Here is a 22718-nt window from a genome sequence, read left to right as displayed (position 1 = left end):
ATGGGGTGCCGCTACGGATGGCGCAAATTAGCGCCGTTATCATGACAGGAACGACCTTGAAACGTTTTCTTGCCGTCGCCATACTTCCGTTTCTCACCATGCTGACCGCATGCAATGCTGTCGTCATGAGCCCGTCTGGCGACGTTGCTGCACAGCAGCGGGATCTTATCGTCATCTCGACCATTCTGATGCTGATCATCATCGTACCCGTCATGCTGCTGACGGTGTTTTTCGCGTGGCGTTATCGCCAATCCAATGCAGCGGCGCGCTACGAGCCCGATTGGGATCACTCGACGCAACTGGAGCTGATCATCTGGGCCGCACCGCTCCTCATCATCATCTGCCTTGGCGCGCTGACATGGATGGGTACGCACCTGCTTGATCCCTACCGTCCGCTGGATCGCATTGCACCCGGCAAGCTGGTCGACAAGCAGGTCAAGCCGCTGCAGGTGGAAGTCGTAGCGCTCGACTGGAAATGGCTGTTCATCTATCCGGAATACGGTGTGGCAACCATCAATGAACTGGCTGCCCCGGTGGACAGGCCCATCGATTTCCGTCTGACATCGTCGGCAGTCATGAACTCGTTCTACATTCCGGCACTTGCGGGCCAGATCTACACCATGCCGGGTATGCAGACGAAGCTTAGCGCCGTGATCAATCACCCCGGCACCTTCGAGGGCTTCTCGGCGAACTATAGCGGCGCAGGTTTCTCGGGCATGAAATTTGCCTTCCTCGGCCTGTCCGATGCCGATTTTGACAAATGGATGGCCGACGTGAAAGCCCAGGGCACCAAGCTGGATCGCAATGCCTATCTCGAACTTGAACGGCCCAGCGAAAACGAGCCGGCGCGCCGTTACGGCAGTGTCGAGACACAACTCTTCACCGCCGTGCTCAACCGCTGCGTCGAGCTTGGCAAAATGTGCATGGACGAAATGAGTTCAATCGATGCCAAGGGCGGGCTCGGGCTTGCCGGCATCAACAATGTCCACCCGCTGGAATATGACAAATACAGGCGGCGCGGCGCCATTTTCGCCCCACCGGCAACCTTTGTCTCGCGGATATGCACGACGGAAGAGGAAGAGAGAATGCGTGCCGCGGCACAGTCTCCGCTGCTGTCACCACGCGACACCTCACCAGTACTCGGTGCCGGACTGCCACGCCCAACTGCCCCACTGTTCGGCGCACAGCGCCGTCCATCGAATTCCTGAACGGATTGAGTCCGACATGTTTGATAATCCCAATCTTCTCAAGGCGGTCTTCGGCCGGTTGACCCTGGAATCCTTCCCGTATCATGAGCCGATCCTGGTCGGCACATTTGCCATGGTGGCCCTTGGCGGCCTGGCACTGGTGGGTCTCCTCACCTATTACCGCCTCTGGGGTTATCTCTGGCGCGAATGGTTCACCAGCATCGACCACAAGCGCATCGGCATCATGTACATGATCCTCGGCATCGTCATGCTGCTGCGCGGCTTTGCCGATGCCATCATGATGCGCCTGCAGCAGGCCATGGCCTTTGGCGGCTCCGATGGTTATCTCCCGGCCCACCACTACGACCAGGTGTTCACCGCCCACGGCGTGATCATGATTTTCTTCGTCGCCATGCCGCTTGTCACCGGTCTGATGAATTTTGTCGTTCCGCTGCAGATCGGCGCGCGTGACGTGTCCTTCCCGTTCCTCAACAATTTCAGTTTCTGGATGACCACGGCCGGCGCAATCCTTGTCATGATGTCGCTGTTTGTCGGAGAATTCGCCAAGACCGGCTGGCTCGCCTATCCCCCGCTATCCAATATCGGGTACAGCCCCGATGTCGGTGTGGACTATTACATATGGGCGCTGCAGATCGCTGGCATCGGCACGTTGCTGTCCGGCGTCAATCTGGTGGCGACCATCGTCAAGATGCGCGCACCCGGCATGACCATGATGAAGCTGCCGGTCTTTACCTGGACAGCGCTCTGCACCAACGTGCTGATCGTGGCAGCATTCCCGGTGCTGACCGCCGTTCTCGCCCTGCTCAGCCTTGACCGCTATGTCGGCACGAACTTCTTCACGAATGATTTCGGCGGCAATCCTATGATGTATGTCAACCTCATCTGGATCTGGGGTCATCCGGAGGTTTACATTCTTATCCTGCCGGCTTTCGGCATCTTTTCCGAAGTCACGTCCACCTTCTCCGGCAAGCGCCTGTTCGGCTACACGTCGATGGTCTATGCCACGGTCGTTATCACCATCCTCGCCTATCTCGTCTGGCTGCACCACTTCTTCACCATGGGCTCCGGCGCCAGCGTGAATTCCTTCTTCGGCATCACCACGATGATCATATCGATCCCCACCGGGGCCAAGATATTCAACTGGCTGTTCACGATGTATCGCGGGCGCATCCGCTTCGAGCTGCCGATGATGTGGACGATCGCCTTCATGCTGACCTTCGTCATCGGCGGCATGACCGGCGTGCTGCTCGCCGTGCCACCGGCGGACTTTGTCCTGCATAACAGCCTGTTCCTTGTGGCGCACTTCCACAACGTCATCATCGGCGGCGTGCTGTTCGGCCTGTTTGCCGGCATCAGCTACTGGTTCCCCAAGGCATTCGGCTTCAAGCTCGATCCGTTCTGGGGCAAGATGTCGTTCTGGTTCTGGGTCATCGGCTTCTACTTCGCCTTCATGCCGCTCTACGTGCTCGGCCTGATGGGCGTAACGCGGCGCCTACGCGTGTTCAACGATCCGTCGCTGCAGATCTGGTTCGTGATTGCCGCCTTCGGCGCCGTCCTGATCGCCATCGGCATCCTGTCCTTCCTCATCCAGATCTATGTCAGCATCCGCAACCGCGACAAGCTGGCCGACCTGACGGGCGATCCCTGGGACGGGCGCACGCTCGAATGGTCAACCGCGTCGCCGCCACCGGCCTACAACTTTGCCTTCACGCCGGTGGTGCATGACCTCGATGCATGGCACGATATGAAAAGGCGCGGCTACACGCGTCCGCTCGAAGGTTTCAAGGCCATCCACATGCCCAGCAACACCGGCACAGGCATCATCCTGGCGGTCCTGAGCATCATCTTCGGCTTTGCCATGATCTGGTACATCTGGTGGCTCGCGGCAGCCAGCTTCATTGCCCTGCTGGCCGTCACCATCGGGCATACATTCAACTACAAGCGCGACTTCCACATACCGGCGGAGGACGTTGTCCGCACCGAAGGTGAGCGAACCGCTCTTCTCGCAGGAGTTGCACGATGAGTTCACCAGCTTCCGCAGTGCACGGGGACGGAGCCGCGCCGACATTCTATCTGGTGGATGAGCATGATCACGCCGAAGGCGGCAGCACCATGTTCGGCTTCTGGGTTTACCTGATGAGCGACTGCCTCATCTTCGCCGTGCTGTTTGCAACCTACGGCGTGCTTGGCAGCAATTATGCGGCAGGTCCCTCACCCAAGGATCTCTTCGATCTGCCGCTCGTGGCAATCAATACGTCGATGCTGCTTTTTTCGTCCATCACCTATGGCTTTGCCATGCTGACGATGGACAAGGGACGCATTGCCGCGACACAGGGATGGCTGGCACTGACCGGTCTGTTCGGCCTGGCATTCCTTGGTATCGAGCTCTACGAATTCGCGCACATGATCCATGAAGGCGCAACACCGCAGCGGAGCGCCTTCCTGTCATCGTTCTTTACGCTCGTCGGGACACACGGCCTGCACGTCACCGTGGGCCTGGTCTGGCTGGTCACGCTGATGATCCAGGTCAAGCGCTATGGCCTTATCCAGGCAAACAGGCGCCGGTTGATGTGCCTCAGCCTGTTCTGGCACTTCCTCGACGTCATCTGGATTGGCGTTTTCACCTTTGTCTATCTGATGGGAATGTTGCGATGACACCAGCACATACGGATGATCACGGCCACGCGCAAGACGATGGGCATGCCCATGGTTCCCTGCGATCCTATCTGATCGGTTTTGGCCTTTCGGTCATCCTGACGGCCATTCCTTTCTGGCTGGTCATGACCGGCGCGCTCGACTCCAAACAGGCAACCGCATTTGCAATCATGGCATTGGCCGTGATCCAGATCGTGGTCCATATGGTGTTTTTCCTGCACATGAATGTCCGGTCGGAAAACGGCTGGAACATGCTGGCGCTGATCTTCACGCTCGTTCTCGTCGTCATCACCCTGACCGGCTCCCTATGGGTCATGTATCACCTCAATACCAACATGATGCCCGGCCATGACATGAGCCAGATACCGTGATGGCAGAATAATTCCAGGACGAAGCAATGGATGACGATGGCCACTCTCCGCGCTCCCGGCCCAGAGCTCTGTGGCAACTCGGCCTCTTCGGTCTGATCGGTCTTTCGGGCGTGCTTCTGTTGACTGGTCTCGGCGTCTGGCAGCTGGAGCGGCGTGTCTGGAAACTCGACCTCATCCAGCGCGTTGAACAGCAAGCCCACGCACCGGCAGTTGCCGCACCCGGTCCGTCTCAATGGCACGGGATCGGTGACAGGGACAGCTACCGTCATGTTGAGGTCAGCGGGCATTTCCGGGCCGGCCGCGACACGCTTGTAAAGGCCGTTACCGAACGCGGCAGCGGTTCCTGGGTCATCTCACCGTTCCAGACAGATGATGGTTTTACCGTCCTGATCAATCGCGGTTTTGTACCGGACGATGCTGCACAGGCTTCATGGCAGGTGAGCGATGTGCCGGCGCGAACCGTGACCGGTCTTCTTCGCATGACCGAGCCCAGGGGCGGCTTTCTGCGGCACAACGACCCCGCTGCCGGCCGCTGGTATTCGCGCGATGTCGCCGCCATCGCTGCGGCAAAAGCCATTGGGACCACGGCACCCTATTTCATCGACCAGGATGCCGGTGCCAATGCGCGGGACCTTCCGATCGGCGGTTTGACCGTTCTCCATTTCCCCAATAATCACCTCGTCTATGCGCTCACCTGGTTCAGCCTGGCGCTGATGCTGATCGCCGCGATGCTCTACGTCGGACGGTACGAATGGCGAATGCGCAGCTCCATACGGTTTGACAAAGCCGGTTCGGCATCGCAAACCAAGACAACGCACGATCAGGGAATGCGGGCCTGACATATTGAGTGAGCCATTGAACCCAAGTCGCGATACCCAAATTGAACGCGTAGACCTGAAGCCAGACTCCCAAACCGGGAACGGCGCGGGCGCCTGGCAAGGTCCCGTAACGCCTCCGGCTGACTATACCGCCAACTGGAAGAACATGAACCTGCTGATCCAGTTGCGCTGGATCGCTGTCATCGGGCAGGTCGTGACAATCGCCGTTGTGCATGAATGGCTCAATCTTGAATTGCCATTGCTGCCAATGTTCCTGGTTCTCGCGGGCCTCATCGGGCTGAACCTCGCCAGCATCGTCTGGCTTCGCAACGACCAGATCACCACACAGGCTTCCCTGTTCATTGTCCTTGTTTTCGACGTCGCGGCACTGACGGCACAGCTCTATTTGAGTGGTGGCGCGACCAACCCGTTTATCTTTCTGTATTTGCTGCAAGTCACACTCAGCGCCGTCCTGCTTGACGCACGCCTGACCTCGGCAATCGTCGCCATTGCCGGCATAAGTTTTGCCGGCCTGACGGTTTTCTACGAGCCGATCATACTGCCCGGTCAGGGCCCTGACGAACTTTTCCGCCTTCACATCATCGGCATGCTCATCTGTTTCGTGCTCGATGCCGCCTTGCTCGTTGTCTTTGTTGCCCGCATCAACCGCAACCTGCGCGAACGCGACGCGAACCTTGCCGCCCTGAAACAGCATGCGGCGGAAGAAGATCATATCGTCCGCATGGGCCTGCTTGCCTCCGGTGCAGCACACGAGCTGGGCACGCCTCTTTCCTCCCTGTCGGTCATCCTCGGAGACTGGCGCCGGGTTCCGGCGCTTGCCGCCGATCCCGATCTCGTTCAGGAAATCGATGAAATGCAGGCCGAAGTGCAGCGCTGCAAGGCCATCGTCACGGGCATTCTGCTGGCGGCAGGCGAGGCGCGCGGCGAAGCACCCACGGTGACCACCGTCAATGCTTTCCTGGATGAACTGGTTGCCGAATGGCGGGCAGCGCGGTCCGCCACGACGCTTTCCTACGGAAATGCCTTCGGGCTCAATCTCACGATTGTTTCCGACTCAGCGCTCAAACAGGTTATCTTCAACGTTCTCGACAATGCGTTCGACGCATCGCCGGGATGGGTCGGATTTCTGGCGGAACGCGAGGGTGATATGCTGGTACTGCGTGTCAACGATGCCGGGCCTGGCTTCCAGCCGGACATACTGGCAAAGTTCGGCAAGCCCTATCAGTCAAGCAAGGGCCGTCTCGGCGGCGGTCTTGGACTGTTTCTGGTCGTCAATGCAGTGCGCAAGCTTGGCGGCGCCGTGCATGCCCGCAACCTGCCGCAGGGCGGCGCGTCCGTGACGCTGGAACTGCCACTTGCCTCGCTGGCCATCGGAGTGCGCGAACATGACACATGATCGGCTGCTGGTTATCGTCGAGGACGATACGGCGTTTGCCCGGACGCTAAAACGTTCTTTTGAACGGCGCGAATACCGTGTGGTGCTGGCAAGCGGACTGGAAGAACTGCGGGACATCCTGCAAACCCAGTCCCCCCACTACGCCATTGTTGATCTGAAACTTTCCGGCGCGTCAGGCCTTACCTGCGTCGAGGCGCTGCATGCCCATAATTCGGAGATGCTGATCGTTGTGCTGACCGGATTCGCCAGCATCGCCACCGCCGTGGAAGCGATCAAGCTCGGCGCCTGTCACTACCTCGCCAAACCCTCCAATTCAGATGATATTGAAGCCGCTTTCAGCAAGGCCGCAGGCAATACGGAGATCGATCTGACCGCACGCCCGACATCGATCAAAACACTGGAATGGGAGCGTATCCACCAGATGCTGGTGGAAACAGATTTCAACATTTCGGAAGCAGCCCGGCGGCTTGGCATGCACCGCCGCACCCTCGCCCGCAAACTGGAAAAACGCCGGGTGAATTGACCCGGCGCTGCTCTTTAGCTATCGGCCGGGCTGGTTTCGCAGCTTTTCCGCTTCCGCATAAAAGCGCTTTTCCCATTCCTTGTGATTATCGAGCCCTTCCCGGATGAACGGCGTAAACACTGCCAGGTTCATCAACATCCAGTTGACGAAATTGGCGGGAAACCGCGTGGGTTTCACAAAGTCGACAAAGAGAACGACGCGTGTCTTGTCCGTATGATTCCAGGCCTCATGCTCGTAGGCATCGTCGAAAATCAGCGCCTTGCCTTCATGCCAATGGCAAATCTGGTCTTTGACGCGAATGGCCAGCCTGTCTGACTGTTCGGGAACAATCATGCCGACATGCAGACGCAGCACGCCATTGTAGGGACCGCGATGCGGCGGCAAATGCTTGCCGGGCTCGAAAATCGAGAACATGGCCGTCTTCAGATTGGGAATCTTCTGCACGGCCGCCCATGTCTTCGGACAGGCCTGAATATTCTGTTCCGATTTCACCCCGAAGCCGATCAGGAAGAAGGTCTTCCAGTTCTTGTCGGTCGAGATGGTTTTAACGTCCGTGGAAATCTCCTGGAACGCCGGCAGTTCACTCTGCCGGAGAAGAACACGGTCGAGTTCCGTACGGATTTCCGGCCAGGCCTTCTCGATCTCGCTCGACCAGGGAAAAGTTGCATTGTCGTAGACGGGAGGATTGCCGAATTTGGCATATTTGAGATTGAGCCCTTCGGCCCATGAGACAATGCTCATGAAAAAGCGCGTGATCCGGCTCGGGCGATCCATTGGTGCGATGCCGGCCGTCTCGAAGGTTTGATCCGCATTTCCAGTTTGCAATTGTCCCGAAGCTGAGTCTTTCAAGGTTCTGTCAGTCACGATCATCCCAATCATTCATTGGTCTTACCGAAAGTCCGCCCGCCATCATCATTCGGGGCGCGCGGCCGGACGTTCGCGCACCAGATTATACGATCCAGGCGGAGTTTCTAGGTGCCGCAGCAATAATTGAGAAGCCAACTCACCTTTTTCAAAGGCTTTTTGGCCATTTCACAGGAGGAATGGCGCGGATCACACGATCGTGAATCCGCGCAACAGGGTCTGCTCAGGTCGCGTTGGGCTAAAAGCCCAGTGTTTGCTGGGCAGGTTCAGGCGCGCCGACATGCACGCCTTCAAGTTCCAGCATGCGGATTTTGGAGGTTGAGCCGCCCGGCGCCGAGAAACCGCCAACCTTGCCGCCCGCTGCCAGCACCCGGTGACAGGGAATGATCAGGGCAACCGGATTCTTCGCCATCGCCTGCCCCACGTCGCGCGCCGCTTCCGGCCCGGCGCCAAGCTCCTTTGCCAGTCCGCCATAGGTGACCGTATGGCCCCATTCAACCCGCCGGACAGCGTCATATATGCGTTTGAAGAACTCATCCTGCCCATCAAGGTCCAGCACGATTCCGGAAAAATCGGTCTCTTCGCCTTTGAAATAGCGTTTGACCGCCGCAACCGCTTCGGCAATTGCCGGAGTGGGCGTTGCGGGTTCGGCGACTGGCAGGCGCCGGAGCAAGAGCCGCTCCGTTCCTTCAGCGCTCTTTGTCGGAAGCTGGAATCGCGTAACACCTCGCATATTCCAGGCAATCCCGCAAAAACCGCCTTCGGTTTCAAAAACATGATAATTGTGCACTGTCTGACCCATGACATGGCCTCCATCTTTCATATGTCATGAACATCATGCCGGCGGCCTCTGAATTCAACCCGTTTCTTGCACCGGCAGAACGCTGCTGTCAGCCCATGACACATTCAATGGGCCGGAGCGCCGCTCGCCTGGCCTTTCTTGGTCAGAAGCACAAAGAAAGCGGCAATGATCAGCATTGCGCCCAGCACAACGAACGTGTCGCTGTAGCCCATGATCAGCGATTGCCGCTTGACCGTCTGGCCGAGCGCAACGATTGCCTGTTCACGCGCGGCAACCGGGTCTGTCACGCCATGTGCCATGAAATAGGCCGTCATCTGATCAAGTCTGCCGCGAACCGTTTCACTGAACAGATTGACCGAGTTACCGATGGTATTGGAATGAAACTGTTCCCGTTTGGTGACAATCGTAGCCAGCATCGCCGTGCCGAATGCACCGCCGAGATTTCGCAGCATGTTGAAGACACCGGACGCCGCAGCGGATTCGTGGCGGGCAACGCCGACCATGGCAATGGCCGTCAGCGGTGCCATCACCACCGCCTGCCCGATAGCGCGGACGATGTTGGGCAGCCAGAGCTGATCGCCGGAATAATTGGCCGACATGTGAATATTCATGAAGCAGCTGCCACCGAACACGCACAGGCCGAGAAAGACGATGATGCGCGTATCAAACCGGCCCATCAGCATCGGAACGAACGGAATGATCAAAAGCTGCGGCAAGCCTGTCCAGGCCATGACCGAGCCAATCTGTTCAGAATTGTAGCCCTGGACCTGGCCAAGATATTGCGGCAGCAGATACACCGACCCGTAGAGGCCGAAACCGACAAGCATGTTGGCAACGGTGCCGAGGCCGAAATTGCGCCGTTTCAACAGGCGCAGATTGACGGCCGGGTTTTTCACCGTCAGTTCGATCCAGACAAACAGCGCCAGAAACACCACGGCAATGATCGTCAGACGGACGATGAAGGGCGAACCCAGCCAATCGTTCTTGTTGCCTTCCTCAAGCACGGTCTGAAGCGCACCGAGGCCGATGGCCATGGCCAGAATGCCGAACCAGTCGCCTTCCTTCAAGAGGCCAAGATTCATCGGCTGGCGCTCAAGATTGAGATAGAGCGCGGTGACCATGAAGGCACCGGGAACGAGATTGATAAAGAATATGTACTGCCAGCCGTAATTCTCGGTGAGGTACCCGCCGATGGTCGGACCGATCGCCGGTGCAAACGTCGCGGTGATTGCAAAAAGAGCCATACCGACGGAATGCTGTGACCGCGGCAGCTTGGTCAGGATCAGCGTGAACGCCATCGGAATGAGCACGCCGCCGGTAAAACCCTGAATGGCCCGCAGAATGATCATCTCTTCGAGATTGCGCGCAAAGGCGCAGGCCACCGAGAACGCCAGGAACAGCAGCGCATTGACCAGCAGGAAACGCCGGAAGGAGAACACCCGGCTGAGATAGTCGGTCAAAGGGATGACGATGATTTCGCCGATGAGATAGGCCGTCGAAATCCACGCGCCATTGTCGACGCCAGTGCCGATACCGCCCTCGATATTGAGGAGCGAGGCATTGGTGATCTGGATATTCAGCACGGCCATGAAAGCGCCGATCAGGCCGGCAAAGACGGTAATCCACGTCTTGAGGCTTGCGGGGCGTTCCTGATCGGCAACAGGTGTAGCAGCAGCGGACATTTTCGTCGTCCTGTCTGGATTTGTTAGTTGGCGGCCTTGAAGCAGGCGGTTTCGCCGCAACTGGCCGCGCTGTCCGAATCCTTGAGATTGATGGTCGGGGTCACCGACATGCCGGGACGCAACAGGCCCGCGAGCTTGCTGTCATTGTCGAGAACCACCTTCACCGGGATACGCTGCACGATCTTGGTGAAATTGCCCGTTGCATTGTCGGGCGGCAGCAAGGCAAATTCCTGGCCGCTGGCCGGCGCAATGCTGTCGACACGCCCTTTCAGGGCTACACCTGGGAAGGTGTCGACCGCGATATCGACGGGCTGGCCTTTTTTCACATCCGTGAGCTGGGTTTCCTTGAAGTTGGCGACGACGTAGACATTGTCGACCGGAACGACCGCCATCAGCTGGGTTCCGGACTGGACATACTGGCCGACGCGCAGGGTGCGGTTACCGACCACGCCATCCACGGGCGAGACGATCGTCGTGTAACCCAGATTGAGTTCGGCCTGATCCTGAACGGCCTTGTCGCGCGCAAGGGCGGCGTTCATCTTGGCCAATTGTGCTTGCAGCACGCCCATCTGTTTCTGCGCCGAAACAACCGCGCCTTCATCACGCTGGAGTGTCGCCTTGGCGATATCCAGCTTGGAAACGGCCTGCTGGGCGTTCTGCACGCTTCCTGCCCCTTGTGTTGCGAGGGCGCCGTAACGGTCATTGTCCTGCTGGGCAAATTTCAGGCTGGCCTGATCGACCGATACGGTCGACTGCGCCTGGGCGATCGCTGCCTGCTGCTGGTCAAGGCTCGCCACGATGTTCTCAATGTCGGCCTGTGCCGCCGCAACGTCAGCCTTCGCCTGCTCAAGCGCAACGAGGTAATCCCGATCATCGATTTTGGCGAGGGGCTGGTTGGCACGGACGGGTTGATTGTCAGCCACAAGCACTTCGCGCACATAGCCTGACACCTTCGGGGCAACGATCGTGGAATCGGCCTTCACATAGGCATCATCGGTTGATTCCTGGAACCGTCCGACGGTCCAATAGTGCCAGCCGACCTTTGCTCCCAGCCCCACAACGATCACGGCCGCGCCAATCAGCAGCAATTTTCGAACATTGCGCGGCTGCGGCTTATGCGGCTGCTCTGTCTTGCCTTCGTGCGGTGCCGGCATGGCTTCGTCGGCACTGAGTGTCTTTTCAACCTTGAGATCGAGGGGTTGCGTGTTTTTGGTCATGGCGAATGCCCTTAGTTGAGGAACTAGATCGGCACGGTTCATTGGGAGAACTCGGGTCGGGGATAAATAAGGAACCCAGCAGTTCCCTAATTATGTCTGGACAATTCGGTTTGCAAGACAGAAAATGCTCAAGCAACTATTTTTGAAGACCGAAAGCAGAAGACTGGTGACAAAACCAACGGATACAATCGAGATCGAGCGGGACAATCAGGACGAAAACACACCAGAGATCAAACGTCCGCGCGGACGGCCGCAAAACCGGTCTGACGCGGAGACGAAACACCTGATCCTGCAGACCGCCACCCAGGTGCTGCTGGAAAACGGCTACACCGCGACCCGGATGGAGACGGTTGCCCGGGAGGCGGGCGTTGCGAAACGGACCATTTACCGTTTCTGGACAACGAAATCCGAACTGCTCGCGGCCATCGTGGCAGAACGCGGCGAGCAGATTGCCAGCAGGGTCGACGCTTTCCTGCAGACGATTCATCCGGAATCGCTGGACCATTTGGGATTGAAACACGCGCTCGAACATATCCTGAGCGAATTTGCGCACCTCGTCCTGTCCGACCAGACCGTCGCATTCTATCGTCTGGTGACGGCCGAAGCCCTGAACTTTCCGGAAGTGGCCAGAGCCTTCTACCGGGAAGGCCCGTCGCGAAGCTCGGCCATGGTTGCCCGGTTTTTGGAACAGCAGGAAAAGCGCGGGCTGATCAAGCTCGATGATTCAAAGATTGCGGCAACGATGCTGCTCGGCATGGTGACCGCAGAACCCTTCCGCATCGCGACACTGGGGCTGGCCAGCGTTCCCGAGGACCGGGAGATCGAAGAACGCGTGGCCATGGCAGCGGCGTTGTTCCTTGAGGGATGCAGCATCAGGTCAGCCAATTCCAGGTAGTTTAGCTTACTCTTTCTGCAATCCGAGATAATCCGTGAGTTCGCGCGCCGCGGCCCCGCCAGCGCGATTTGCACCGATGGTGGACGCCGAAGGACCGTAACCGACCAGATGAATGCGCGGGTCCTTGGCAACCTGTGTCGCCAGCCTGCCCGACATGACAATGCCGCCATTCTCCTCGCGGATCTGGAGCGGGGCAAGATGATCAAGCGAACTGCGGAACCCCGTGCACCACAAGATGACGTCGGCGCGCTGTTCCCGGCCATCGGACCAGCGTATGCCATTACGGGTAATCCCGGCAAACATGGGCAGCCGTTTGAGCACCCCACGCGCCTGCGCTGCGCGCAGTGCCGGCGTCCATGGAATCCCGGTGACTGAGACCACCGACCCCGGCACCAGCCCGCGCCGCACCCGGTCTTCCACAATCGCCACCGCCGCCCGCCCGTCTTCCGGTGTAAACGGTGTATCGCGAAACTGCGGTTCCTGGCGCGTCACCCAGGTTGTCGACGTGACCTGGGAAATTTCGTCCAGCAACTGCAGTGCGGAAATACCGCCACCCACAACAACGACATGCTTTCCGGTAAACGCATCGGCTGTCTTGTAGTCATGGGTATGAAGCTGCCGCCCCTCAAAACTTTCCGCCCCCGGATAGGCCGGAATATAGGGCGTTTCCCAGGTTCCCGTCGCATTGATGATGCCGCGCGCGGAAAAACCACCCTCTTCGGTCTCGATACGAAAGCGCCCGTTGCGCTCGCACACAACCTTGACCGTCTGCGGCCGATAGACCGGCAATTGGAACTTGCGTTCATAGGCGGCGTAGTATTGCGGCACCGCTACCGATGCCTTGACTTCGTCACCGGCATCAACCGCCTCGGTAAACCGCAGGCCAGGCAGGTCGTGCACACGATTGACCGTCGTTAAAGTCAGGGATGGCCAGCGGTACTGCCAGGCACCACCAGCGCCTGGCGACTTGTCTAGAACCAGATAGTTCTTCCAGGATGTCAGGCCGAGCTGTTGCAGGTGGTAGGCGGAGGAAAGACCTGCCTGCCCGGCACCGATCACGACGATATCGGCCTTCAACAGCGCGCGCGCATCGTGCTGACCCGAGGGAGCATCCGCGTCGTTTACAGATATGGGAGGGGCCGCTTGATCTGAAGGCATAGCCGATCATAAATTTGATCCGCGCAAATTCAAGGTCCGGCGATTGGCTTTTACACCCGACCGGAACCGTGCGCCGGCGCGAGCATCGCCAATTGCTCAACCAGCTCGCGCGCATGAGGATGCAAATCCTCAAACCTGCGTGCACAGATGGCCAGATGCCGCGTGGCCCAGCTATCGGTCAGACGAACCGAATGAATGGGCATCGACCGGCGGTATCTCTTCGCTGCAGTCTCCGGGACAATCCCCAACCCGACATTCTGGGCAACCATACGGCAAATGCCTTCAAAGGTCCGCAGGCGGATACGGAACGCAAGAGCATGGCCCGCGCGTGCCGCGTGATCACCGAGATAATCCTGCAGCGGACTGCCGGCGCTCAATCCGACAAATTCCTGCCCGGCGACATCGGCGAATGCAATATGGCGGTGGCCGGCCCATTGGCTTGAGCGGGCAACAACAAGGACCAGGCGGTCAATGGCGAAGGGCCGCAATTCCAGATTGCCGTGATCCACGGCATCCGTGATCACACCGATATCGGCGGAACCGCCTGCCACCGCTTTGACGATCTCGGTGCTGAGGCGCTCCTTCAAATCGATATCGACATTCGGACGGACGGCGAGAAAGGCCGCAAGCCTTTCCGGCAGGAATTCCGTCATGGCCGCAGTATTCGCCATCAGGCGAATATGACTTTTCAGACCCTTTGAGAATTCGCCCAGCTCCCCGCGCATCTGCTCGATCTGCCGCAGGACAATACGGGCATGATGTGCAACCGCATCGCCAGCCGGTGTGGTTGCGACGCCGCGCCGGCCGCGTTCGAGCAGCGGGAGACCAATGACATCCTCCATACCGCGCAGGCGGGCACTGGCCGATGGCAACGTCATGTTGGCCTGCGTGGCACCATGGGTGATGCTGCCGGCTTCCACAACCAGAAGAAAGAGACGCAGATCAGTCAGGTCGAAGCGCATGCATGGGGGTGTAGCACTCAATCTGCCTTCGGCATAGCCTTAGGCAGAGTTCGGTTCTTCCGCATTGTGAACAATACCATCCCGCGCAATGCTGGAGCATGCTTGACCTATCCGCTGCTTCCCTTCTCATGATTGCCCTGACGTTCTTCCTTGCCGGTATGGTCAAGGGTGTAACCGGAATGGGGCTGCCGACCGTCGCCATGGGTATTCTCGGGACCATCATGCCTCCGGCGGGTGCGGCGGCGTTGCTGCTCGTGCCCTCTTTCGTCACCAATCTCCTGCAATTGCTGTCCGGGCCAAGCTTTACGGCTCTTGCATTGCGGCTATGGGCCATGATGCTGACCATCCTCCTGGGAACCATTGCAGGCGCCTGGCTTATGGCCAATGACACGGCCGGATGGACCACGATGGGTCTCGGCGCTGCCTTGATGCTTTATGCAGGTTTCAGTCTCGCAGCGCGCCAGCTGTCGGTTCCGCGCAGCCTGGAGCCCTTTCTGTCACCCCTTATTGGCATCGTCACGGGCGTTATAACCGGCGCTACGGGCGTTTTCGTCATACCGGCCGTTCCCTACCTGCAGGCGCTGGGTCTAACCAAGGACGATTTGATCCAGGCGCTTGGCCTGTCCTTCACCGTATCGACCGTCGCACTCGCAATCGGACTGTCGTCAGGAGGCGCGTTGCAGTTCGACAGCATGAGCACGTCAGCCCTTGCATTGGCACCCGCGCTGCTCGGCATGTGGTGCGGTCAGAAGGTGCGCAACGCCATCAGCCCTGCAACCTTCCGCCGCTGGTTCCTGGTCTGTCTGCTGCTGCTGGGACTGGAGCTGGTTGTGAAGCCGTTGTTCTGACATCCACCGATGCCGATCTTCTGAGCCCCATCTGATCGCTGCCAGGGAAGGCTGACATTAAAAACCCGTGCTGCGTTCTTCAGCACGGGTTCGAATGCATTGCCGGCGGTTCGTTCCGGTTCGGCTATTCCTGGCGCTGACCCGTCAGGCTGAGCAGCAGCTGGAAGATGTTGACGAAATTCAGGTAAAGCGAGAAAGCGCCGAAGACCGCCAGCTTCTGCTGCGATTCCGAATCATAGCTCTCGGCATACTGTTCCTTGATCGACTGGGTATCCCAGGCGGTCAGCCCGATGAACACGAGAACGCCGGCCACCGATACGATGAACTGCAGCATCGACGAGCCGAGGAAAAGGTTGACCAGGCTCGCGATGACCACGCCGATCAGGCCCATCATCAGGAAGGAGCTGAACTGCGAAAGATCACGCTTCGTCGTGTATCCGTACAGGCTGGTTGCGCCAAACATCGTTGCCGCGATGAAGAATGTGCGGGCGATGCTGGTTCCGGTGAAAACAAGGAATACGGATGCCAGGGACAGGCCCATGACCGCGCAGAAGGCCCAGAACATGGCCTGTGCCGAGGATGCGGACATGGACTGCATCTTGAACGAGAAAAACATGACGAAGGCCAGCGGAGCCAGCATCACGACCCATTTCAATGGCGTCGAAAAGATCGGCACGTAGAGAGCCGGGGTAGACGCGACGACAAAGGCTACAAGACCGGTCACAACCAGACCAAGGCCCATGTAGTTGTAGATGCGCAGCATATGCTGGCGCAGGCCTTCGTCAAAGACCGCGGATGACTGGCCGCGTGCCGTGTCCATCCCATAGCGGAGAGGTGTATTCATAAACTCGGTTCCTTTCGGTTCGTTGGATCAGTAAAGGGTTTTGGCAAGGCCCGCCGCAGCCTTTTCCAGATCTGCCGTCGCAGCATCCGAAACGAGCGCATAGGCAACATCGCCAATTTGAAAATAGGCAGCGGACGTGCCGTTCACGCGGACAGCGCGCGGTTTGACAACATCGAAGGTGCCGGGACGCACAGCAAAGAGTGAAACCGGCCCAAGGCTGTCGGACCCGACTTCCATTTCAACACTCGGTCCAAAATTGGACGGAAACAGTTGAACGTCACGCACCGTCCACTTCTCGGGCATTGCCGGAATGACAATTCCGGTGGATGCGCGTATCTCCGCAGGGTCGTAGCTGCGGGTTTCCGGCTGCGATACCATTTCGGCACGAAGCGATGAGGTCTTGTGTGCCATGATGGCATCGGAAACATAGGCTGGCGGCGGCGTTGCAGCCACAACTTTGGAGACCGTCAAAGGGCCGAAGCCCGCATGGGCCATCCAGCCCAGGGCCAACAGCACTCCGACCGCCGCGATGCGCTGCAAACTGCCAAACAGCCGGTCGCGTGCGAGACCTCGTTCAAGCCGGTGCGCGAGTTCGGAGGTTTGGGGAGAACCCGCCGTATGCCCCTGCGCCAACGCAAGACGAAGCTCGTCGCGCGACTGCAGATCGGACATGACGCGGGCCGCCTGTTCCGGATGCTGCGACAGGTGGCGCGCAACCTCAATCCGGCGAAGAGCGTCGAGCTGGTCATCTATATAGGCGTCGAGATCCGCTTCGACGACGGGATCAATCGTTTCGGTCATCGCGACCTCCTACAATTTTCAAATGACCAGCCTTCCCCGATTGCCGGTCGCTTTCGTGGGAACGAAGGGCCGTACGGGCCCGGCTGATCCGCGACATCAGGGTACCGACCGGGATGTTCAATGTGCTCGCCGCTTCTTCATAGGAGAGGCCTTCGATCGCAACCAGATGAAGCGCCGACCTCTGCTCTTCGGGAAGAGCGAAGAATGCGTCCTTCACCTGGCCAAGCCGGACGGAATGTTCCTGTGGGGCGTCAATGGCCGTATCGGCAAGGGAATAGGCGGCTTCCAGCGTCCGGGTCTCCACGGCGCTCGACCGCTTGACGTCGATGAACCGGTTGTGGAGGATCGACAGCAGCCAGCCCCGAAGCGTGTTGCCATGGCGAAACCCGCTGCGCCGTTCATAGGCGCGCAGAAGCGTATCCTGGACAAGGTCCTCGGCGTCGGCATCGTTCCGGGTCAGCGATCGGGCGTAACGGCGAAGAGAGCCAAGCTGTCCAACAACATCAAAACGTGGTTTCGGCGGTTTCATATGGTGTATACGCAGCCCATGCGGTTTTATTCCCGCTGCGCGGAATTATTTATTGTAGCACAGGGATGACCTGTTTGGGCCGGTACGAACGAAGCCGGGATACGGTCCGGCCAGGAATGGCGCATCACAGGCGAGACGTCATATCCCTTCGGTCATGTGCCTCTTGGATTCGCCGCAGACGCGCTTGATGACCAGCGCCGCCACAAAACCCAGCCCCACGACACCAAGCACGACGATGACAGACATCTGTGGGCCGACCAATGAATAGAAAACAGCAAACAGAACGAACAATGCCAGAAGAGCGATGAGGGCCGAACGCTCCGTGCTCACGTTAAACCGGCAACTGCCTGCCATGGCTGCAATGCCAATGAGGACAGCAGCCACACCGACGATGAGCGGCAGAAGTGCCATGAATAGTGGCTCGGTAGTACCGTCCATGCGTAATTCCGTTCTCCGCATTGTATTGTGCTTGAATTGCTCTGATAATCGCCTTTCATTGCAACGAAATTACGGTTGCGCTCCTGCACGCAATCTATTGTGGAGAGATGCGGGAAAAGCGCAGTCTCGCGCCAGTCATTTTGCTGGCTGGCCGGACTCCGGCATGGACGGGATAAATTCGACGCGAAAGCAGGCGCCCAGCGATCTCGGCACCACGGCGATCGTTCCGCCATGCAGGTTAATGATCTCCTGGACCAGCTTGAGGCCAAGCCCGGAGCCTTTCGTGCCGTGATGCCGCTTGAAAAACGGCTCGAAAACCCGCTCCCGCAGCTCCGCGGGGACGCCCTGCCCTTCATCGGCAACTTCAATCCAGTTCCGTCCGACAATCACCGAAATGGTACCTGCGCGGCCGCCATGATCGACGGCATTCTGCACGAGATTGGTCACCACTCTTTCCAAGGCAACGGGATCGCCCGTCACGACCGCGTTGGCGGCGGCTGTTTCGAAACGGACTTCATACCCAGCGGTGAATGCCAACGGACCCATATCGAGAACGACACGCTGCGCGAGCTGGATGAGATCAACATCGATGAAATGGCGCGCGTCCTGCTTCAATCGCTGCAGGTCAAGCATTTGTTCCGCCAGAACCGCCAGCCTTGCCGTATCCTCCGCCAAAAGCGCTTTGGTCATGCCCTGCGGCAGCGAAGCGACCCTTGTCTTCAGGATCGCTATGGGCGTGCGCAGTTCGTGGGCCGCATCGGCGAGAAAACGTTCCTGACGGTCATAGCCTTCGTCCAGACGGCCCAGCGCTCCATTGACGGCGCGCACGAAGGGCGTGACCTCCGAGGGCATGCCGGCCGACGTCAATCGAACCCCGCGTTTTTCAATGTCGATTGAATCCGCTTGCGCGGCAGCCTGTTCCAATCCCCGCAGCGATCGCCGCACGACAAGGGGCGTTGCCACGAACGCGCCGAGCGCGATGATGCCGAGTATCGGAACGACAAGTTTCAGCAGGATCAGGGAAATTCCCAGAAACACCAGGAAGAATGGTGCAAGCGCCGACGATCCCGTCAGTATCTGCACGCGGCCAGCTTCGGTTTCGACCCAGCGCATTCTGGCCGTAGGCCTTTCCCGGTCACCAATGTTCCATCCGAAACGCGCCTGACCGATCCGGTCAAGGGCATTTCCTATGCCGGCATATTCCTCCGGGATATCGCCTTCCGTCAGCTGACGCCCCTGTCCATCCCGAATGGTGTACCAAAGGTCCGGTACATCTTTTCGCAGCGCCCTTATTGCATCCGTATCCTTCAGCATCAAACCACCCTGCGGGTCTCTTCCAATGCCCGCTTCGAGAATTTCAACGGTATTTTCCGTCGATCGGAAGTCGAACAACTGCCCGGAACCGAAAAGCACCGCGATGACGAGGATAAGCACAACGGACTGAACCGCCAGCAGCCGCCAGAACAATCGCCGCCTGAGGGATTGCGGGGGCTGCTCCGTCATGATTCTTCGCGCAGGAGATAACCCACGCCGCGAATGACATTGATCACAACCCCCGCCTTCGCATCGGCCAGTTTGCGGCGAAGTCTTGAGACATGGGAATCGAGGGCGTTCGACTGAATCTCATCGTCAAAGCCGAAGACAGCTTCCATCAGCGCGGGCCGCGGAACCATGCGGCCGACGCGGCGCACCAGGCTTTCAAGCACCAGCATTTCACGCCGCGGCATCTCGAGCCGGCAATTGCCGACCAGAACATCGCGATAGGCCATGTCGAAGCTCAATCGCCCGATGGTGATGATTTGCGACTGCGCCAGCCCCGGACGGCGCAGAACCGCCCGCAACCGGGCCAGAAGCTCATCGAAATCGAATGGCTTGGCCATATAATCGTCCGCACCGGTCTCAAGGCCGCTGATACGCTCTGGTACCCGTCCCTTCGCCGTCAGCACAATAATCGGCAAGGTAAGGCCATTGCTGCGCAACTTTGGAATGAGGCTCAACCCATCACCATCCGGAAGTTGGCGATCGAGCAGCAGCGCGTCGTAGACTCCGTCATTGAGAATAAGCTCGGCATCAAAGAGACTGCCAACATGGTCCATAACCAGATTGTGGCGCGCGAACGCCGCTCTCAGCGCCGCGACCAGCTGCGGTTCGTCCTCGACCAACAATATGCGCATCCACCACTCCGCCCCAGATTCACCCGACTTTATCGCCATGCCCTTGCATGCGGAAGGAGCCACTCATCCACGCACGCGGCGAAAGATCAATCCAACGGCCAGTTCACCCAGAAGAATAGCGCCAACAACAGCTACTCCCATCTGCAGCGGATCACGTTCCGACTGACGCAACAGGAAGCCGAGACCGACCAAAGGCGCGTTCCAGACAAAGATGCCGAGAATGGTTGCCGGCAGAAAGCCTTGCAGTTTCAATCGCAAGACACCGGCTGGCATTGCCAGGAATATCCGGATAGTGGGAATGGTCTGGGCGACGAGCGTAACCCAGAACTGGTTTGTCTCATAGGCATTGGCCATGGCGCGGTACCGGGTAACGGGCAGGAAAATATAGCGGCCGAAACGGGCGACAAGCGCATCCGTGCGTTCCTTTCCCGCCAACCGGCCAACACCATACCAGAACAGGGCACCCAGCGTAGACCCGCACACAGTGGCGAGCACGAGAACAATCAGATCCGGGACATCCGACACATAAGTTGCACCGAGAAACACCAGCATGAGATAAGACGGAAGAACCGGGATCAGCTTTTCCGCGAAGGCAAGGACAACAATGCCAAGCAATCCCATGTCCAGCAGCGATGCGTAAAGCGGAGAATCCATCAGCGCGCATTTCCGAGTGTGGGAACCTGATGGCGGGTGATGCGGTAGACCGAAGCCGGCGGAAAATTGCGAAACGTCCAGCCGGTCTTCTCCGCCTTGAGATCGAGCTTGCGCAGAAGCAGCGGTGATACCGGGCATTTGGGGCCGTAGGTGAACTGGTAAAATCCGCCGTCCCGGCGCAACCGGGAAAAACATCCTGCAAGGATCGCCAGCACGACGGCGGGTTTCATCGACAGAAGCGGCAACCCGCTGATGACATTGCCGAAAACCGCGTCTTCTAAGAGACCGCGCTCCCCGATATGCCGCGCATCCATCTGGTAGAGTTTGGTGTCGGGGAACCTTAACTTGAGAAGGGGTACGAACTCTGCGCCATACTCAATCAGCGTGATGTCGCGCTGCGCAATCCCGCGTTTCAGCAGGGCCGATGTGAACACACCTGTCCCGGGGCCAAGTTCAAGAACAGGACCATGAGACGGCGATATATGTTCTGTCATCAAAGCCGACAGATGGTTGCTGGACGGTGTCACCGACGCGACACGCAAAGGTGCGCGCAGCCAGGCGCTGAAGAAGCGGAGAATATCTGTTTGGGCCATTCAAAATCTCACATGGGGAACGTTGAGGGTTCCACCCATGTGCGCGCGCAAACATTGTGACAATCTGGCATGACCAGCAAGATTTTGAGCGTTTGGCTGGCAATACCGGCGAGCCCTGCCGCCGGTTAAATAGCCAGGCCGCCAAGCGAAGAACGCCAATGCGCAACGCGCTCCTTGAGACGGGCCTGACGGACATAGGCCAGATCCTCGTCGTCCATTCGCTCCAGCTCCTCGAACATGAAATCGTCCGATGTCCCGTTGTTCCAAGCCAGTTGCAGTTCCCGGCAAGGATGATTGCCGAGGCGAAGGGTAAACCACAGACGGTTCTGGATCGTATCGAGGCTGGTGCTCTGGCCAATCCAGATCTTGCCCGACGCGAGGCAGCGGACGGCATAAATGCCGATCACCGCTTTTCGTTCCTTATAGGCCACTATCGCCGCCTTTTTATCCTCGGTCTTCATCCGTCATTCCGTTCACACGCGTTTTCAATCCAAGGACCGCATAGCAGCCAATCGGCATTCCGTCAATTTATTACCCGGATGATATTGACTTTTCATCTTATAACCCGGATATAAATTGAAGACCAACCGAGTGCTTGTAATGACCGACCATCTTTCCCGACCCTGTACCGCTTTCGACGGCATGCGCCTTCTCATCTCTGGCCCCCTGGTCGAAGTGGCCTTGGCCGTAAAGAATGCTTCCGAAGAAAAGGACGCCTCTGCACCGCCCCTCGTCTTTGACGATGCAACCGGCCGCGTCGTGGATTTCGATCTGCGCGGGACAAAGACCGACATCATTGCGCGGTTGTTGCAGTTATCAAAGGAGGATAGCGGTTCGCAAAATGCAGGCCAGGCGCCGCGGGATATTGAGGACAGCCCGCCCGCTGCACCTGTACCGCGTGGGCGCGGACGGCCGAAACTGGGCGTCGTTGCCCGTGAAGTCACCCTACTGCCGCGGCATTGGGAGTGGCTGGCTGCGCAAAGCGGCGGTGCATCCGTCGCTCTCAGGCGGTTGATCGATGAAGCCAGAAAGACGGGCGGCAGTGAACGCAGGACACGGGCCGCCCGGGAAGCGGCCTACCACTTTGCATTGGCGATGGCGGGTAATATGCCCGGCTTCGAAGAGGCGATGCGGGCTTTGTTTGCCGGTAATCAGAGCGCCTTTGTCGAACGGATCAGCGAATGGCCAACCGACGTGCGCCAGTATGCGATAAAGCTGGCATACGGCGAGGCAACACAACTCGCCTCTTAGCGGGGAAGATGCGC

Annotated in this window: 25 protein-coding genes; 10 read left to right on the top strand and 15 right to left on the bottom strand. The window is 58.6% G+C overall.

The genetic code is table 11. The features are described 5' to 3' along the window. Positions 1–56 precede the first annotated feature (56 nt). From cyoA to C5750_RS16365, 7 genes are read left to right on the top strand one after another with little or no spacing between them, the layout of a single operon-like run. A complete protein-coding gene (gene cyoA, locus C5750_RS16395; protein WP_280952415.1) occupies positions 57–1208 on the top strand; it encodes a ubiquinol oxidase subunit II in 1152 nt (383 codons plus the stop codon). A gap of 16 nt (positions 1209–1224) precedes the next feature. Next, positions 1225–3231, top strand: a complete 2007-nt coding sequence (gene cyoB, locus C5750_RS16390) for a cytochrome o ubiquinol oxidase subunit I (RefSeq protein WP_105734973.1) — start codon at positions 1225–1227, stop codon at positions 3229–3231. Then, positions 3228–3863 (top strand): cytochrome o ubiquinol oxidase subunit III, encoded by a 636-nt coding sequence (gene cyoC, locus C5750_RS16385; protein WP_105734972.1) that lies wholly within the window; start codon positions 3228–3230, stop codon positions 3861–3863. Before cyoB ends, cyoC begins: the two co-directional genes overlap by 4 nt. After that, positions 3860–4234, top strand: coding sequence for a cytochrome o ubiquinol oxidase subunit IV (gene cyoD / locus C5750_RS16380; RefSeq protein WP_105734971.1), 375 nt, complete (start codon positions 3860–3862; stop codon positions 4232–4234). The genes cyoC and cyoD overlap by 4 nt, the downstream gene beginning before the upstream one ends. Positions 4235–4260: 26 nt before the next feature. After that, complete coding sequence (locus C5750_RS16375; protein WP_105734970.1) at positions 4261–5073, top strand: SURF1 family protein; 813 nt, start codon at positions 4261–4263, stop codon at positions 5071–5073. A 55-nt stretch (positions 5074–5128) separates the two neighbouring features. Further along, positions 5129–6469, top strand: coding sequence for an ATP-binding protein (locus C5750_RS16370; RefSeq protein WP_425350474.1), 1341 nt, complete (start codon positions 5129–5131; stop codon positions 6467–6469). Further along, complete coding sequence (locus C5750_RS16365) at positions 6459–6992, top strand: response regulator transcription factor (RefSeq protein WP_105734968.1); 534 nt, start codon at positions 6459–6461, stop codon at positions 6990–6992. The genes C5750_RS16370 and C5750_RS16365 overlap by 11 nt, the downstream gene beginning before the upstream one ends. 18 nt (positions 6993–7010) lie before the next feature. Here the strand turns inward: C5750_RS16365 and olsC are convergent, their stop codons facing one another. The 4 genes from olsC to C5750_RS16345 all read right to left on the bottom strand — a co-directional run bounded on the left by olsC (position 7011) and on the right by C5750_RS16345 (position 11557). Then, positions 7011–7862 carry an ornithine lipid ester-linked acyl 2-hydroxylase OlsC gene (gene olsC, locus C5750_RS16360; protein ID WP_105734967.1) on the bottom strand — a complete coding sequence of 284 codons (852 nt, stop codon included), beginning with the start codon at positions 7860–7862 and terminating at the stop codon, positions 7011–7013. 232 nt (positions 7863–8094) lie between these two features. Next, complete coding sequence (locus C5750_RS16355; protein WP_105734966.1) at positions 8095–8658, bottom strand: methylated-DNA--[protein]-cysteine S-methyltransferase; 564 nt, start codon at positions 8656–8658, stop codon at positions 8095–8097. 104 nt (positions 8659–8762) lie between these two features. Then, positions 8763–10340, bottom strand: coding sequence for a DHA2 family efflux MFS transporter permease subunit (locus C5750_RS16350; protein ID WP_105734965.1), 1578 nt, complete (start codon positions 10338–10340; stop codon positions 8763–8765). A gap of 23 nt (positions 10341–10363) precedes the next feature. Further along, positions 10364–11557 carry an HlyD family secretion protein gene (locus C5750_RS16345; RefSeq protein ID WP_105734964.1) on the bottom strand — a complete coding sequence of 398 codons (1194 nt, stop codon included), beginning with the start codon at positions 11555–11557 and terminating at the stop codon, positions 10364–10366. 166 nt (positions 11558–11723) lie between these two features. Between C5750_RS16345 and C5750_RS16340 the strand changes: the two genes are divergently transcribed. Beyond that, the gene (locus C5750_RS16340; protein WP_158531271.1) at positions 11724–12452 is read left to right on the top strand and encodes a TetR/AcrR family transcriptional regulator; all 729 of its coding nucleotides are present in this window, start codon (positions 11724–11726) and stop codon (positions 12450–12452) included. A 6-nt stretch (positions 12453–12458) separates the two neighbouring features. Here C5750_RS16340 and C5750_RS16335 read toward each other — a convergent pair whose 3' ends face one another. After that, positions 12459–13610: an NAD(P)-binding domain-containing protein gene (locus C5750_RS16335; RefSeq protein WP_105734962.1), complete on the bottom strand. Its 1152-nt coding sequence runs from the start codon at positions 13608–13610 to the stop codon at positions 12459–12461. A 50-nt stretch (positions 13611–13660) separates the two neighbouring features. After that, positions 13661–14572, bottom strand: coding sequence for a LysR family transcriptional regulator (locus tag C5750_RS16330; RefSeq protein ID WP_105734961.1), 912 nt, complete (start codon positions 14570–14572; stop codon positions 13661–13663). 98 nt (positions 14573–14670) lie between these two features. Here C5750_RS16330 and C5750_RS16325 point away from each other — a divergent pair, with 98 nt between their 5' ends. Then, entirely contained in the window at positions 14671–15420 is a 750-nt protein-coding gene (locus C5750_RS16325) for a sulfite exporter TauE/SafE family protein (RefSeq protein ID WP_105734960.1), read from the top strand. Between the two features lie 124 nt (positions 15421–15544). Here C5750_RS16325 and C5750_RS16320 read toward each other — a convergent pair whose 3' ends face one another. From C5750_RS16320 to C5750_RS16280, 9 genes are all read right to left on the bottom strand, one after another. Then, the gene (locus tag C5750_RS16320; RefSeq protein WP_105734959.1) at positions 15545–16264 is read right to left on the bottom strand and encodes a Bax inhibitor-1/YccA family protein; all 720 of its coding nucleotides are present in this window, start codon (positions 16262–16264) and stop codon (positions 15545–15547) included. Positions 16265–16291: 27 nt separating this feature from the next. Continuing rightward, the gene (locus C5750_RS16315) at positions 16292–17065 is read right to left on the bottom strand and encodes an anti-sigma factor family protein (protein ID WP_105734958.1); all 774 of its coding nucleotides are present in this window, start codon (positions 17063–17065) and stop codon (positions 16292–16294) included. Next, positions 17049–17594 carry a sigma-70 family RNA polymerase sigma factor gene (locus tag C5750_RS16310; RefSeq protein ID WP_105734957.1) on the bottom strand — a complete coding sequence of 182 codons (546 nt, stop codon included), beginning with the start codon at positions 17592–17594 and terminating at the stop codon, positions 17049–17051. The genes C5750_RS16315 and C5750_RS16310 overlap by 17 nt, the downstream gene beginning before the upstream one ends. A 138-nt stretch (positions 17595–17732) precedes the next feature. Further along, positions 17733–18032 carry a hypothetical protein gene (locus tag C5750_RS16305; protein WP_130272383.1) on the bottom strand — a complete coding sequence of 100 codons (300 nt, stop codon included), beginning with the start codon at positions 18030–18032 and terminating at the stop codon, positions 17733–17735. A 135-nt stretch (positions 18033–18167) separates the two neighbouring features. Beyond that, positions 18168–19535, bottom strand: a complete 1368-nt coding sequence (locus C5750_RS16300) for a sensor histidine kinase (protein ID WP_105734955.1) — start codon at positions 19533–19535, stop codon at positions 18168–18170. Further along, positions 19532–20206, bottom strand: coding sequence for a response regulator transcription factor (locus C5750_RS16295; protein WP_105734954.1), 675 nt, complete (start codon positions 20204–20206; stop codon positions 19532–19534). Before C5750_RS16295 ends, C5750_RS16300 begins: the two co-directional genes overlap by 4 nt. Positions 20207–20269: 63 nt before the next feature. After that, the gene (locus C5750_RS16290; protein ID WP_158531272.1) at positions 20270–20860 is read right to left on the bottom strand and encodes a DedA family protein; all 591 of its coding nucleotides are present in this window, start codon (positions 20858–20860) and stop codon (positions 20270–20272) included. Next, on the bottom strand, positions 20860–21453 hold the full coding sequence (locus C5750_RS16285) for a class I SAM-dependent methyltransferase (protein WP_105734952.1): 594 nt from the start codon (positions 21451–21453) through the stop codon (positions 20860–20862). The genes C5750_RS16290 and C5750_RS16285 overlap by 1 nt, the downstream gene beginning before the upstream one ends. Before the next feature lie 125 nt (positions 21454–21578). Further along, positions 21579–21914: a GIY-YIG nuclease family protein gene (locus C5750_RS16280; RefSeq protein ID WP_105734951.1), complete on the bottom strand. Its 336-nt coding sequence runs from the start codon at positions 21912–21914 to the stop codon at positions 21579–21581. Between the two features lie 139 nt (positions 21915–22053). Here C5750_RS16280 and C5750_RS16275 point away from each other — a divergent pair, with 139 nt between their 5' ends. After that, positions 22054–22704: a DUF2239 family protein gene (locus tag C5750_RS16275; protein ID WP_105734950.1), complete on the top strand. Its 651-nt coding sequence runs from the start codon at positions 22054–22056 to the stop codon at positions 22702–22704. The last annotated feature ends 14 nt before the right edge of the window (positions 22705–22718 follow it).

Source organism: Phyllobacterium myrsinacearum, from assembly GCF_002980555.1.
In the GTDB taxonomy this organism is placed as follows: Bacteria; Pseudomonadota; Alphaproteobacteria; order Rhizobiales; family Rhizobiaceae; genus Phyllobacterium; species Phyllobacterium myrsinacearum.
The sequence above is the reverse complement of the archived record's forward strand: the minus strand, read 5'-3'. Positions and strand labels throughout refer to the sequence as shown.

Coding starts and splice junctions, on each gene's coding strand:
- C5750_RS16315 (WP_105734958.1), bottom strand. CDS start 17,065: ATGACCGAAACGATTGATCCCGTCGTCGAAGCGGATCTCGACGCCTAT.
- C5750_RS16275 (WP_105734950.1), top strand. CDS start 22,054: ATGACCGACCATCTTTCCCGACCCTGTACCGCTTTCGACGGCATGCGC.
- C5750_RS16375 (WP_105734970.1), top strand. CDS start 4,261: ATGGATGACGATGGCCACTCTCCGCGCTCCCGGCCCAGAGCTCTGTGG.
- C5750_RS16320 (WP_105734959.1), bottom strand. CDS start 16,264: ATGAATACACCTCTCCGCTATGGGATGGACACGGCACGCGGCCAGTCA.
- C5750_RS16310 (WP_105734957.1), bottom strand. CDS start 17,594: ATGAAACCGCCGAAACCACGTTTTGATGTTGTTGGACAGCTTGGCTCT.
- C5750_RS16295 (WP_105734954.1), bottom strand. CDS start 20,206: ATGCGCATATTGTTGGTCGAGGACGAACCGCAGCTGGTCGCGGCGCTG.
- C5750_RS16365 (WP_105734968.1), top strand. CDS start 6,459: ATGACACATGATCGGCTGCTGGTTATCGTCGAGGACGATACGGCGTTT.
- C5750_RS16330 (WP_105734961.1), bottom strand. CDS start 14,572: ATGCGCTTCGACCTGACTGATCTGCGTCTCTTTCTTCTGGTTGTGGAA.
- C5750_RS16355 (WP_105734966.1), bottom strand. CDS start 8,658: ATGGGTCAGACAGTGCACAATTATCATGTTTTTGAAACCGAAGGCGGT.
- cyoC (WP_105734972.1), top strand. CDS start 3,228: ATGAGTTCACCAGCTTCCGCAGTGCACGGGGACGGAGCCGCGCCGACA.
- C5750_RS16305 (WP_130272383.1), bottom strand. CDS start 18,032: ATGGACGGTACTACCGAGCCACTATTCATGGCACTTCTGCCGCTCATC.
- C5750_RS16290 (WP_158531272.1), bottom strand. CDS start 20,860: ATGGATTCTCCGCTTTACGCATCGCTGCTGGACATGGGATTGCTTGGC.
- C5750_RS16335 (WP_105734962.1), bottom strand. CDS start 13,610: ATGCCTTCAGATCAAGCGGCCCCTCCCATATCTGTAAACGACGCGGAT.
- C5750_RS16280 (WP_105734951.1), bottom strand. CDS start 21,914: ATGAAGACCGAGGATAAAAAGGCGGCGATAGTGGCCTATAAGGAACGA.
- cyoB (WP_105734973.1), top strand. CDS start 1,225: ATGTTTGATAATCCCAATCTTCTCAAGGCGGTCTTCGGCCGGTTGACC.
- C5750_RS16285 (WP_105734952.1), bottom strand. CDS start 21,453: ATGGCCCAAACAGATATTCTCCGCTTCTTCAGCGCCTGGCTGCGCGCA.
- C5750_RS16325 (WP_105734960.1), top strand. CDS start 14,671: ATGCTTGACCTATCCGCTGCTTCCCTTCTCATGATTGCCCTGACGTTC.
- C5750_RS16345 (WP_105734964.1), bottom strand. CDS start 11,557: ATGACCAAAAACACGCAACCCCTCGATCTCAAGGTTGAAAAGACACTC.
- olsC (WP_105734967.1), bottom strand. CDS start 7,862: ATGATCGTGACTGACAGAACCTTGAAAGACTCAGCTTCGGGACAATTG.
- cyoD (WP_105734971.1), top strand. CDS start 3,860: ATGACACCAGCACATACGGATGATCACGGCCACGCGCAAGACGATGGG.
- C5750_RS16300 (WP_105734955.1), bottom strand. CDS start 19,535: ATGACGGAGCAGCCCCCGCAATCCCTCAGGCGGCGATTGTTCTGGCGG.
- C5750_RS16350 (WP_105734965.1), bottom strand. CDS start 10,340: ATGTCCGCTGCTGCTACACCTGTTGCCGATCAGGAACGCCCCGCAAGC.